The organism is Sphingobacterium micropteri, assembly GCF_014692515.1.
Lineage (GTDB): Bacteria > Bacteroidota > Bacteroidia > Sphingobacteriales > Sphingobacteriaceae > Sphingobacterium > Sphingobacterium micropteri.
This window is the reverse complement of sequence record NZ_JACOIK010000003.1, coordinates 288972-302484: the sequence shown is the minus strand read 5'-3', so window position 1 is coordinate 302484 and position 13513 is coordinate 288972. Positions and strand designations below refer to the sequence as shown.

12 protein-coding genes are annotated in these 13513 nt (G+C 43.0%); 3 read left to right on the top strand and 9 right to left on the bottom strand.

Annotation, left to right across the window (positions count from 1 at the left end):
* Nucleotides 1-6 precede the first annotated feature (6 nt).
* A complete protein-coding gene (locus H8B06_RS05380) occupies nt 7-2496 on the bottom strand; it encodes a bifunctional UDP-N-acetylmuramoyl-tripeptide:D-alanyl-D-alanine ligase/alanine racemase (RefSeq protein ID WP_223857493.1) in 2490 nt (829 codons plus the stop codon).
* A 57-nt stretch (nt 2497-2553) separates the two neighbouring features.
* Here H8B06_RS05380 and H8B06_RS05375 point away from each other — a divergent pair, with 57 nt between their 5' ends.
* The 3 genes from H8B06_RS05375 to H8B06_RS05365 all read left to right on the top strand — a co-directional run bounded on the left by H8B06_RS05375 (nt 2554) and on the right by H8B06_RS05365 (nt 4762).
* Entirely contained in the window at nt 2554-3042 is a 489-nt protein-coding gene (locus tag H8B06_RS05375; RefSeq protein ID WP_190993274.1) for a regulatory protein RecX, read from the top strand.
* A 115-nt stretch (nt 3043-3157) separates the two neighbouring features.
* Entirely contained in the window at nt 3158-3895 is a 738-nt protein-coding gene (locus H8B06_RS05370; RefSeq protein WP_190993273.1) for a DUF6733 family protein, read from the top strand.
* Nucleotides 3896-4345: 450 nt separating this feature from the next.
* On the top strand, nt 4346-4762 hold the full coding sequence (locus H8B06_RS05365) for a hypothetical protein (RefSeq protein ID WP_190993272.1): 417 nt from the start codon (nt 4346-4348) through the stop codon (nt 4760-4762).
* On the opposite strand, the gene H8B06_RS05360 is transcribed toward H8B06_RS05365, so the two are convergent.
* From H8B06_RS05360 to H8B06_RS05325, 8 genes are all read right to left on the bottom strand, one after another.
* Nucleotides 4714-7104: a GumC family protein gene (locus tag H8B06_RS05360; RefSeq protein WP_190993271.1), complete on the bottom strand. Its 2391-nt coding sequence runs from the start codon at nt 7102-7104 to the stop codon at nt 4714-4716. The two genes, H8B06_RS05365 and H8B06_RS05360, sit on opposite strands and share 49 nt — an antisense overlap.
* A gap of 12 nt (nt 7105-7116) precedes the next feature.
* On the bottom strand, nt 7117-7911 hold the full coding sequence (locus tag H8B06_RS05355) for a polysaccharide biosynthesis/export family protein (RefSeq protein WP_223857492.1): 795 nt from the start codon (nt 7909-7911) through the stop codon (nt 7117-7119).
* A gap of 4 nt (nt 7912-7915) precedes the next feature.
* Complete coding sequence (locus H8B06_RS05350) at nt 7916-8815, bottom strand: hypothetical protein (RefSeq protein WP_190993270.1); 900 nt, start codon at nt 8813-8815, stop codon at nt 7916-7918.
* Nucleotides 8816-8862: 47 nt separating this feature from the next.
* The gene (locus H8B06_RS05345; RefSeq protein WP_223857491.1) at nt 8863-10488 is read right to left on the bottom strand and encodes an ABC transporter ATP-binding protein; all 1626 of its coding nucleotides are present in this window, start codon (nt 10486-10488) and stop codon (nt 8863-8865) included.
* Entirely contained in the window at nt 10489-11583 is a 1095-nt protein-coding gene (locus tag H8B06_RS05340) for a nucleotidyltransferase domain-containing protein (protein WP_190993269.1), read from the bottom strand.
* Between the two features lie 2 nt (nt 11584-11585).
* Complete coding sequence (locus H8B06_RS05335; protein ID WP_190993268.1) at nt 11586-11855, bottom strand: PqqD family protein; 270 nt, start codon at nt 11853-11855, stop codon at nt 11586-11588.
* A gap of 83 nt (nt 11856-11938) precedes the next feature.
* Nucleotides 11939-12397: a S24/S26 family peptidase gene (locus H8B06_RS05330; RefSeq protein ID WP_190993267.1), complete on the bottom strand. Its 459-nt coding sequence runs from the start codon at nt 12395-12397 to the stop codon at nt 11939-11941.
* A complete protein-coding gene (locus tag H8B06_RS05325) occupies nt 12394-13509 on the bottom strand; it encodes a glycosyltransferase (protein ID WP_190993266.1) in 1116 nt (371 codons plus the stop codon). The genes H8B06_RS05330 and H8B06_RS05325 overlap by 4 nt, the downstream gene beginning before the upstream one ends.
* Nucleotides 13510-13513 lie beyond the last annotated feature (4 nt).

Genomic DNA, 13513 nt, shown 5'->3' with positions numbered 1-13513 from the left:
CCTAATCTAGCCGTAAAAATACACCCTTTTTACCCTAGCTGAAATATTTACCAATAGCTCATAAGGTATCGTATCAATACGTCTGGACGCCTCCATCAAGTCGGGAAACACAACCACCTCATCCAATTCATGTGCCACCATATCCGTAACATCAAGCATACACATATCCATACAAATCGAACCTACTGTCCGTACCTTTTGTCCATTAATAGACATTTCGCCCACACCGCCACCGAAACGTCTACTGTAACCGTCGGCGTATCCTATTTTTACGGTGGCAATACGGCTTGGTCTGTGCAGCACTCCCTTTCTATCATATCCAACGGTCTCTCCCGCCGGCAATTCTTTAATTTGCGTGATGGTGGTTTTTAATTCACTGACTTTTTCCAACACCATTTTTTCATCCATATCGACCCCGTAGAGCCCTATTCCCAAACGCACCATATCCATATAAGCAGAAGGCCAATTAACAATACCAGCGGTATTTGCAATATGGCGGACTACTTTATACCCCAACCTCGCTTCCAATCTATCCACACTTGCTGAAAATAAAGCAATCTGCTGTTTGGTAAAATCAGCGTGTTGTTCATTACCCGCTGCGACCAAGTGTGAAAATATGGTTTTCACTTTTACTTCTGGTGCAGCAGCCAACAACGTTACCAATTCTTCCATTTCATCAGGCAAGAAGCCCAAACGATGCATGCCCGTATCAATTTTGATATGGATAGGAAAAGCTTTCTCCTTGCGCATACGTAGAAAACTGATTAAAGCTTTTAAAATCCGAAAGCTGTATATTTCCGGTTCTAGGCTGGAAGTTAGCAGACTTTCAAACACTTGCTCATCTGGACTCAATACCATAATTGGTAAGTCTATGCCATGTTGTCGTAGTTCAACACCTTCATCCGCAAATGCAACGGTCAAGTAATCTACTTTATTAAATTGTAAGAGGTTTGCCACCTCATAACTTCCGCTCCCATACGAAAAAGCCTTGACCATAACCATCAGCTTGACATTCGAGGGCAATATCGACCGATAAACCTTTAGATTGTGTTCCAACGCGCTAAGATTGATCTCCAAGACTGTTTCATGCGATTTAGCAACCAATAGCTTGCTGACGTCCTCCAAATGATACCGCCTGCTTCCTTTTAGGAGAATAGATTCATTCTCTAACGAGATCTCACGCAGATTTCGAACCAACTCCTCCGTGGAAGCAAAAAATAAAAGTGGTATCTGCAATTTATCTTGTAAGTATTTCAAGGTTTTGCCCACTACAATTATTCGGGTAAGATTTTGCTGCCTCAAGATAGAAATAAGCTTCATTTGTAGCTTTTCATTCAGCCCTTCCATATCAGACAGAATAAGTGTCTTCTTCTTATGTTGCTGCTGCTGGTGCAAAAAATCTAAAGCGATTTGTAAAGACGCCAAATCATTTGAATACGTATCGTCGATAATGGAGCAATTATTTCGCCCCGTTTTTAGTTGCAAGCGCATCTCCAACGGACGTAGTCTGCCTAGCTTATGCACAATCGCATCTAAAGAATAACCTAAAAACAACAGCGTGGTTAAACAAATTAGTACATTTTCGATGGAAGCCTTATCTATAAAAGGAACTGTAAAGGTTGCTATTTCCTGCCTATAGCTTACCTGTATAGACGAGCTGCCATCCCGTCTTTCTTCTATGCGTCCTATTTTCACATCATCCCGATCAGACTCTCCAAACGTAAACGTGCGGCTTCCCGCAGGTAGGTACACCTCAAATCCGTAGCGTGAAGGGAAAATAACGTCTTTGGCATGCTTAAAAAGCTTTATCTTTTCCGTTATTTTCAACGCTTTGCTCGTGAACCCATCCGCATGCGCGACCCCAATATTGGTCATAATACCGATATCCGGACGTATCATCGCTTCCAGCTGGTCCATTTCATCCGGCAAGCTAATCCCCGCTTCAATAATGGCACAATCATAGTCATCCGAAAGATCCCATAACGATAAGGCTACGCCCAATTGCGAATTATAACTTTTAGGGCTTTGATAAACTTTCTTGTCTTCTTGTAATAGCTGTGTAAGCCATTCTTTTACAATCGTTTTACCATTACTGCCTGTAATCCCGATAACCGGCTTATTAAATTTCTCGCGATGATAACTTGCTAATTTTTGTAAAGCAGCCAACACATCATCTACCCAAAAAAAGCTAGCTTCAGGATACGACACAACATCAATATCTTCACGCGACACAACAAAAGCACGGACTCCTTTCTGATAAGCATCCCGAATAAAAGTATGTCCGTCACGAACATTCTTCAAAGCGAAAAAAAGACTATGTTCGGCATTTCTTATTTTACGGCTGTCGTAGGCCAAATCATAGATTGGCAGTTCCGTATCACGAATCAGGTGCTGTTTACTATGAATAGGGATAAGAATGGATGCAAGTGTGTACATGATAAATCGCAAAGAACAAATTTCATCAATATTTTCAACAACTAAAAATGAATTACGCATCGTATTTTGTTTTACGAGGTATTCATGAATAATAGGCATTTTATTTAGGTTTGTGTTATGGAAGAATCTAAGAAACCAAGAAAGGTGTCAACTCCTCTGGAAGCAAAAAGAAAAGCGGAAAGTTACTGTGCTTATCAAGAAAGAGCCCAGCAAGAAGTACGAAACAAATTATATGAATGGGGACTTAATCATGAAACCGTAGAAAATATTATCGCCCAGCTTATCGAAGAAAATTTTCTCAACGAAGAACGATTTGCAAAAGCATACACTTTGGGTAGATTCCGTATGAAAGGCTGGGGGAAAATTAAAATAAAACAACACTTGAAATTAAAAAAAGTATCTGAACCGCTCATCCGACTTGCACTAAAAAGCATAGATATGGATGAATACGACAAAAAAATAGATGAAATAATAGAAAAGAGAACAAAATCATTAAAATCAACCATAACATTTAATGAAAAAACAAAATTATACACCTATTTACAATCAAAAGGATTTGAATCAGATATAATTTTTGAAAAAATAAACCAAAAACAAAACAATTAATACATAAAATACAGGTTGTTTTACATTTTTTATTACAAAACTATTGTAATTTTAAAATATTTACATAGTTTTGTGAACATAATTACACTTATAAAAACAAAACAACCCATTTTTTATGAAAAAAATTAAACAAATCATCAAACTAACTACAGTTTTAGCCCTAACAGCCAGCGTATCTTTTACAAATGCGCAAGAAAACGAAACAACTTTTTCTTTCGGGGTTACTTCGGATCAGTTTTTCGGTGTTGCACCTAGTGTAGCCATGGAATACAAGCTTTCCGATAAAGTCAGCGCATCAGTCTACGGTATTTTCTGGGGGGCAGGTACCGCCGGTGCGTGGGGCAACTGGACAGAATTCGGCGGTGGTGTAAACTTACAGTTAGCCGAGGGGATCACCTTGAACCCAAATCTTGGTTTCACTTTCGGGAACTTATTATCTAAAGGCGCAGCTGATGGCCAGCTAGGTGGAATTGCTGGAGACGGAATCGTACCTAATCTCTTTTTCAACGTAGACATTCCACAATTCGAAGCCGAAATATACGCTGGTTACTATGCTCCTCTTCGAGACAAAGCGCCAGAGGATGGCTCTACCCTAGCCTATTTGCACTATTGGGCAAGCGCTGGCTACAAAGTCAGTGATGCGTTCTCTTTTGGTGCACACTTCGAGCATCTAAAAAGGACAAAAGATGATATCGGCGGTAAATTAGATTATTTCCAATGGGCAGGACCTTACGTCCAATTCAATGCAGGCAAGTTTGGCAGCTTCGTCCGGTTATCTGCCGGGCCGGAAGTTAAAAACGGATTACAAGCGAAAGATTCTTTTTATAAATTATCTACTGGCTTTTCGTTTTAAGCATTCGTCATAAAAAACTCAAAGAAAGAGGTAAAACGCTAACCCCTCCAAGCGGTACAAAAGCTCTTGGAGGGTGCGTTTATTTACTAGCTAATGCTACGTAACATGGCATCAAACTCATACGCCTTTGCGACAAATTCAAAGCGATTATTAACAGCTTCAACAGATTTTTTTAAGCATTCACACGACTTTTTTCTAAAGACAAACCGAATTCCACCGACGAAATCCCGAAAATCTTGTATGTTACCCTCATATTTAGTGAATTAGTTCGTTTGTGACGACAATCCATGTGCAGACAGCCTAAAGTATAACGGAAAAGTCGTAAAGTCGATCGGCTTCGTTCCAAATTCAAACGGAGAACAAATAAACTCAAACAACAACAAGTCAACTCCATGCGTCTTTATCTTAAACAACAACGCGTTCAAGTTAAATTCACCTTTCTTTAAAAGCATGTTACGTTGCATCCTTTCGTCGACAGACGCCTTTATATCTACGAAACACCTCTTCAAAACACTTCCATACGTGTCTGTCTCCATTCCATACCGATACGGCTTCAAAGCGACCGAACAAACTCCATCTTTGGATGTAGTTAGCCCAATGTCGTTACACTTTGGAAAAAAGACGATTGCCATTAAACTAACTACCATTGTCTTTGATATAATAACAACCATCACGGAATCGTCCGCGCCCAGAAACCGTTTCCCGTTAATCCTCCATAAATTGCAAGCGATTGTCGATGATTTGCTGACAGTAGACCAACAAAAAGAGTCGTTACCTTTTGTCACGGTAACGACTCTTTTTAAACCAGGAACATTTTACTATCTTTTAAACAACCTCGCCAATCCTTTCTTTTCCTGCAGACCGTAGCCATAACCGTAACCATATCCCCCATAGCCGTATGTGCCGTAGCCATAACGCGAGCTACCTAGCTTTAGCCCATTTAATACAACAGCAACGTTATTGATCTTTTTCTCTCTATATATCCGCTCGATATCCGGTAACTGACGACGATCCATTTTGCCCACGCGTATCATAAACAAAGTCAAATCCGAAATACGATCTACGACCGCTGCATCAGCAACGATTCCAATCGGCACACCATCAACAATAATATAATCATATTGGTCTCGCAAGATCTGAATCAGATCATCTAATCTTCTGTTCAGTAACAATTCCACTGGATTTGGGGCTATAGCACCAATTGGGAAGAAATACAGGTTAGGAATTTCATTACTAATATGTTGGATATCTTTTATCTGTATGGTAGGATTAGCCAAATAGTGACTTACACCCTTTTTGCCATCAAGTCCTACTCTACTTGTCAATGATCCTTTGCGCAAGTCTAAATCTACTACCGCAACCTTTTTCCCCAGATAAGACAAGGTCGTTGCAAGATTCAAAGACGTAAACGTTTTCCCCACACCGATACCGAAAGAGGTCAATGTGATCACCTGTACCTCTTTGCCATCCCGCGACATAAAGTTGATATTCGTCCGCAAAATCCGAAAGGTCTCTGTAAGCGGATCCCGCCCGGTTTCTGACACTAAGATATTCGTTTTACTATTTGTTTTCCGATCAGATAGTGGTATCTCTCCCAAAAATGGTACAGACACAGCTTCTTCAATATCCCGGCGGCTACGGACTTTCGTATCCAACATCAGTGTCAACAATAAAATTACTGCGGGAAGGACTACCCCAATAGCCACCCCCGTGCCTACTTTGCGGAATTTACTAGGGTAAATAGATGCCGTTGAGCGGGTCGCAGCATCAACAATCCGAATACTTTCATCCGTCATAGCTTGATTGATGGCGTTTTCTTCCCTCTTATTAAGCAAATATAGATACAATTCTTCCTTGACTTTCTGCTGTCGTTCTACCGAAAGCATCATGCGTTGCTTTCTAGGTACCTGCATTACTTTGCCTCTAGCAGATTGTTCCTCCTTCAACACGTTGTTCATCTTGATGTCCAGCCCCCTCAAGGTGTTGTTCACCGCTTCATAAATATTGTCCCGCATAGATGCCAGATTTCTATCTAAATCTGCTACGACCGGATTCGCCGTACTACTTCCTTCAACCAAACGGTTTCGGCGCAATAACATAGCGTTATATTCCCCAATTTGGCTTTCCACGCTTCCATCAACCAGTCCGGTATTATTCGGCATCAACTCATATTGCCCTCCACTGGCTGTGAGATATTCGCGCATCATGTTCGCTAAGTTGATATCCGTTTCTATCTTGGTTCGCTCTGATTGGAACTGACGGGTGTCCGACAAATACATCTGTCCTGCTGTTTGCACATCCACGCCCTGATTAGCCGTCCGCAAGCGTTCAATATCCGACTCAACCGAACCCAACTCACTCTCTATAATTGCTAAACGATCGCGTATAAACTCCTCTGTATTCACCGCTATCTGATTCTTATCCTGCAAGGCGATTTCGTTGTATACGGCTATCAATTCCGTAATCAATGCCGCCGCACGTTGCGGATTCGTATCCTCAAGTGCTATCTGTAGCAATGAAGCATCATCATCCATTTGACTGATGTTCAGATTTGACAGGAAGTAACTTACCACCGCAGATATCGGTCGCTTGACCACGCGAATACTTCTACCATATGAAGTTTCATTGTAGAATGGTGTCGGTTTTATCGTTAGCAAACCGAACGATGTTTTCGTCTCTTTATGGAGGGGAACTTTGACTTCTTCGTCTTCAGTTTCGCTGTTCTTTTTTCGTACCCGTACATGATCGGCATCCAATGGCGTTACCAGGATGTCATATCCGATATTCTCCGATTTTCCGGCGAGCATAACGTTCACTGGACTGGCTTTGTATAACTCATTGTAACGCAGCCCAACACGTTGCAAATAGTTCGTTTCCGCACCTATACGCTCTATCGTATTCTGCATCAATTCCTTAGAACGAAGTTGTAAAATCTCACTTTTCACACTCACTGCAGTAACGGCGTTTGTCCGCGTAAGACGTGCCGTGACCGGCGTATTGATTGGCGTCTTGATCATCACCGTTTCTATGCTACGGTAAATAAAAGGAGATTTACTGTACTGATAATAATAAAATGCACCAAACAACAGAATGGATAAAGTGAACCATTTCCATTGAAAAAACAGGTATTTAATGATATCAAGCACATTGATCGATTGCTCTTTTTTTCCGTCGGCGGCTATACCACTATTATATTGATTAATACGCATTTTTCTTTTTATTTATTTTAATAAAATCAATGTTGACAGCACCAACCCCGTTACCCCCACAGCCATAGTCCAAAATTGCCTGTTACGTTGATCACGCGGCGTAGCCTCTGCCATTTTGGGTTCTACATATACGATATCATTCTGTTGTAGGTAATAGGCGGGTGAGTCAAAAATAGATGCTGCCTCTATGTCGTGTACAATTTTCTTCCGTACGCCGTCTTGTTCCCGAATCACAACAATTGCCTGGGGGTTAGCAATATTAGACAATCCCCCTGCTTGTGTAACGGCTTCTAATAATGTGATCCGTGCTTCGGGCACATCGAGTACTGTCTGACGTGTAACGGCTCCCATAACCGTTACTTTTAAATTTAACAGATCCACTTTCACGGTTGGGTTATTGATATATTCTTTGGCGATCAACGCACTGCGCACCTTTTCCCGCACGTCTTCCAACGTCAATCCTTCTATACGCATTTTGCCAAGAATAGGAAAATCAATATTTCCATCTTGGTCGATGGTATAGCCCGATGTCGAACTGGAACGATCTACTACCGTCGATACGTTGCCATCGTCTCCTACCCTATAATTGCCCACACCGCCATTGAACGGTGCTGCAAGTTCTGGTGCACCGGCGCTCACTACAATCTGGATACGATCGTTCTTTTGCAACCTTAACAATGGTATTTCCATAGCAAGATAGGCCGTATCCGGCACCATATCTTGTACATATACCACTTTTTTAGGTACGATGCAACCATTTAACAGTACTAAGCCTAATAGCCATGTTAATAAAGTAACTTTGTTCATTTTTCTATTTATTTTTATGATGTGTTAATTTCTGATAGCATAATTGTGCTGCCGCACGATCCGGCAAACAGGTCAGCTGCCCTATGCGTACGTTTGCCACAACCTTTTCCAAGTGATTGACCATGCCATTATACAGCTGCCGATTCCAACGGATGGCGGTACAACTCGGTAAGATCGTCATGAGGGCTTCTGCCCCACGTACACTTTTCCATTCATTTACCGGTCCTTGCTTTAGTCTCACCAGCCCTTTCAAGGGAACCCCCTGATTCTTATAGCAGGGCGTTTTCCCACTCCACGGTGTGCCATATATCATGACTGTTCCATCTTGTTCCATCCTAATGGCGGGATTATCGTCATTCAATAGCGCAGCGTTTGGAATATGAGTCAACCATAAGCGACTATGCGTACTCTTCCCTGTGCCACTCTTTCCCAAAAAAGCGTATCCCTGCCCGTCCTGCTCTATTACGGAAGCGTGTAGCAGAATCGTACTGAAAGATAGTACGGCTTGTCCATAAGTCACCATCAACATCCAGTTTAGGATAGACGATTCCTCCGGATGCCGCCCGGAAGCAAAGATTCTGGCGTATCGAAAATCTTTGCTGCTCAACATCTCCCAGGAACAACAGCCGTCCTCGCTTTTTATCGTGCAGCAGTAAGCATCAGCTGATTCCTCCAGCCAAAAACGATCTATCCATATCGGAGAAGCATCACTCAATAACCTACTGTCCTCCACTTCCGAAGCCTTTCCATAGACAAACGCAACCTTAACAGTAGGTAAATCTTGAGAACAGTCTATCACAAAATCCTTAAAAGAAGGAAGCCAATCGGATAAGGCAATCTCTGGAGGATGCGTCAAAGCGACTACATGTTCCGCTATTCGAAAGCAGGTTGTGCTGTTTTGCATGCTCCTATATGTATCTCGTATTTCCTCTTTCATAGCGGCAATTCCTATTATATGTAAATGGTTTGATCACAGGCCTCTGCCAATTTTAAATCATGCGTCACAAATACAACTATCTTGTCTTTCCCCGCGGCAATCAATCGCTGCATGAGCAGCATAGCCGTATCCGTATCCAAGGCCGATGTTATTTCGTCAAAAAGCCAAATTGGGCAGTCGCGCATACAGGCACGTGCAATCGCAATTCGCTGTGCCTGACCTTCCGACAGGCCATATCCAGACTCACCGATAACGGTATCTATACCCTGCGGCAGGTCATAAATAAATTCTGCACAAGCCAGATAAAGTGCTTCATCCAATCTACTTTCCCTAGTCAGTTTACCATCCGGTATTAAATTTTCGCGGATTGTTCCGCTGAATAACTTGTCCCCTTGAGGAACATAGGCGATATTGCCCCGATGCTTACCGGAGAGGCGTCTGCGCTCCCCTCCTGTTTGTATCCATATATCGCCTGCATTCGGTTGGATTAAACCCAGTACTAAACGGACGAGGGTTGTCTTTCCTTTCCCACTCGAACCGACAATCGCTGTCGGTTTTCCTTTCTGTAATTCGGCGTTAATACGTTCAATCACCGGTGCATCTTCGTAACGAAAATAAACCTGCTCGAACTGGATAGCTTGCGGAAATTCAATATGCTCCGCCTCCAATAACTTTTCCTGCGTAACTGATAAGGTCGCCTGTACACGTTCCAATGCGGTACGGAAAGGAATAAATGCAGGCACAAATCCCAATAGCGATAACATAGGTGATTGAATCCTGCCTACAAGTTGCAGGAAAGCTGTCATGGTGCCGAATGATATCTCTCCGTTGTGCAAACGGTATATCCCCCAGACGAAAGTCAGCAAAAAGCCGATATTGACGGTCAATTTCATAATCCCGCGCGAGGCCGTCGAAAAATTCAGCAGTTTATTTTTCAAATAGAAGATCGTCTCCTGGCTTCCAACGACCTTATTCCATCGATTTTCTTGCAGGCCCAGTGCCCGGATCACCATACGAAGACGTAGATTTTCCTGCACAATATTTCCCAGATTGCTTTCAGCCGTTTTCAGTTCGCGGTTCATCCGCCGAAGTCGTTTAAAATATAACTTGGAAAACAAGAAAAGTGGGGTAACAGCGATAATCAACAACGCCAGCATCGGATCCATCATCCACAAAAAACCAAAAGAGGCCAGTAGGCGGATAAACGTAAGCAAGCTGGAAAGTGCCGTTAGTCCGATCATCTGCACAATCTCCCGACAATCGTTATGGATACGTACCTGAATATCGCCTGTATGCCAACGTTTGACGTATTCCCACGTGGACAACATCTGCGCCGCAATAACACTGTTTTGAAGCTGCTGCAATAACCTCATCCGCGTACGCTCATTTATCCAACCAGCATAGGTTCTCAACAACAGTCCTGCCGTTATCGCAACGATACTGATCACGAGGGCATATTGCAAGGCATCACGGGTATCTTCTACCGCAATATCAATCGCTCGTTTTGACCACAGCACAAACACCAGCGACAAGACGATCGCTATACATTCCAAGACAAAATACGACAGTAGCGATACACGATGGCCTTTTGTCAATTTCCATGTCCATTTTAATTGATATGTCAATCCAGTGTCTATCATCTATCCAGATATTCTTGAAAATAAATGTGTAAAAGGAAAGCTGACCGCCTCCATCGGTGCATACGGTAGATACGTTAAAAAGTTATTCCAAAGTCTCTTCTTTTTATCCACTCTTTTCCCGCCGTTTTGTATATCCGTATACCGTCCGTCATGGAAACCAAAATTACCTACCGCCCAAATTTCTTCCATCATCCAATCGGCATCCTGTCCGGCATCCCTTCGGAAAGGCAGATCATCCGGCAGCATGCCCAAGTAATCAACCAATAAGCAATGCAATACGGAAATCCATTTCAAGATTCCAATTTTGGCATAGACCGCCAAAAGTCGATCTGCATCAATCTGTGTATGGTAAGCGCTGTATAAACGAGCCGCATCACAGAGTTGCCGCAGGCCTATCCCGAATGAAAGAAGGTGCTTCAATATATGTGCATTTACCTGTAGCAACTGTGCGGTCGGCGAGGGCAATATAATCGATTGCTCCTGTACCACCAGTTCAAGCTGTCGCGGCTGTTCCTCCTGTTCAAATTCTTTCAGGTAACCTCTTACGAATGGGTTGTGAATATCAAAAATGTTCCGATGGTGTTCTATCTCTACATTTCTCCACCTATACCAAATACTCTTTCCTGCCATTTTGTTCCATCCTATTCCCTTTGCTTTGATCTGCCTGTTGGCCTCATGGTAGTCTTCCTTGTTCGAAAAATACCAGTCAATGTCTCCACATACCCGACGCAACGGTTCCGCATATCCAGCTGCTATCCCCTGCCCTTTTAACAGCACGGGTTTGATGCCACAACTGTCAAAGAACAACGCCTGTTCTGCCAATACAGTGTTCATTCGACGATTCCTTTGTTCCAGCTTTTCAACCCTTACGAGCCATAGCAGCAATAATTTCCTTGGGGGTAAAAGCGTCGGTTCCAAGCTTTGTATGCCGTCAAACACGATACCCTCTACCGTTTGTTGACGTGCGATACGGTACAAGGCCTGCCATTCCTCTTCCGATAAAGGAAAACATCCCAGCATATCGACCCCTTGTTTCCATAGACCGGCACGCAACAAACTGAAAAAGGCTTTGCCCACTCTACCCTGTAATATCATCGCTATTCCGTAAGTAAACCGTGTTCTTTAAAAGTCTGTAGCAGCGCAAACGCGTCCCGTCTGGCTATATCTTCTTTCACGTCGTAGTTTTCCAATAGGACGCCTACCACCGTTTCCAAGGTAAATTCCCGACCTTGTAAACGCTCCCATATCAAAACAGCCGTATCATTAAATGTAAATACCTTCGACATATCCACCATATCCTGTCCAGGCTCTACGATTATATATTCACGGCCTAAACGTCTAAGAATTAAATCTGTCCGTAATTTCATATGTATATAATTTGTTTTTCAATGGCCATATGGAATATCCAGATTATTTTTTTTCGTATTTGTGTTTTGCAATCATGGATATATCATATGTATATAACTTTTAAAATCTTGTTCCAAACCCTTCGCCATGGCCTTAATCCAAACCAGATAATGCCGATCCAACGCCGCACAGCGGTATCACACATCCAGCTACGATTGCCACGGAAGGCCTTATATACGATCGCGCGGACATCGGCCTCCGTCACCTGTTCTATCTGTCCTATATTTCCGTCGCCTGTCATCCAAATCCTACATTCTTTTCGGCGTACCACGCGATGCAATACATATCTCTCATTATAATATGCTAATACTATACTCCCTCGTTTTGGCATTTTGCCGATCAGCGCATGAAGCTCTACAACATCTCCATCCACCAAAAAAGGCCGCATACTATCCCCTCTCACCGGTATTTTCACGTTTTTACCCTGCGCTAAGGTGTTGATCACTTGCTCAAAATACCAGGCGTTCGGAAGTGTTTTTGTCTGGCGTACCGGCGCTTTCATACACAAACTTCATTATACACTTCCAAACTCTTCTTCACCATCTTATCACGCGTAAAATAGGTTTCATAACGCTTTCGGCTTCCTTCCGACAATTGCTTTTTCAACACCGGATCAGCTGCTATTTTTTTAAACGCCTCCGCCAATGCTTCCGGATTCTCTCTTTCCACCACCAAACCAGACACACCACCCTGATTCACCCAGCTTACGCCCGAACCGGGAATATGCGTTGATACGATAGGTGTCCCACAGGACATCGCTTCAATCTGCACAATGGCAAAGGCCTCCGTTTTCCAAACGGAACTCAAACAAAATATATCCGCAGCGGCATAATACGTTGGTACTTCCTCATCCGGCAAAAAGCCCAACAAGGTCACCCGATCTTCCACCTCCAACTCCGCGATCAATGCGCTTAATGATTCTTGTAAAGGTCCTTTCCCACCAATAACGATATGGAAACCACCATCTAGGCAGCTAGCTGCCCGAATTAAATATTCATACCCTTTATAGTCCACTAAACGGCCCAACGAAAAAATCAAGTGCTTACCTTTATACCGCTCTCGAATCGCGACAACCTTTTCCGACGACGCCACTATCGGCAACACTCCTATGGGGATATAGTCCACCTTATGCTGAACCTTTTGGAGAAACGGTGATTCGGCTACATACACTGGTGTCGTACCAACAATGCTGTCTGCTCTTTTGATAAGCCAGTTTTGTAAAGGTGTATAGAGTTTCAATAACGCCTTTTGTTTCAGTATATCCGAGTGCCAATGCAGCACCACTTTTCCCTTGTATCCTGAAAGGAATAACGCCAAGGATGCCATCGGATCAGGATGATGGATATGGATGATATCGTAATACTTGGCAATCCGGCGAAGTGTAAAGATCATAGCCGGGGCCAACATGGTTGCAGCAAGTTTGATTTGTGTATGCATCACCATAACACTTCCAAAGTCGTTCAACTCGATCGTTTCCGCCGGATAATTCTCCGTCGACGCACAGAGCATGTCACAACGTACCCTCCGTTCCGACAAACCCAGCGTGAGGTCGTACATTACCTTTTCTACACCGCCCCGAATGGGATAAAATTTTCCTAACTGTAGTATGTTCATCTTC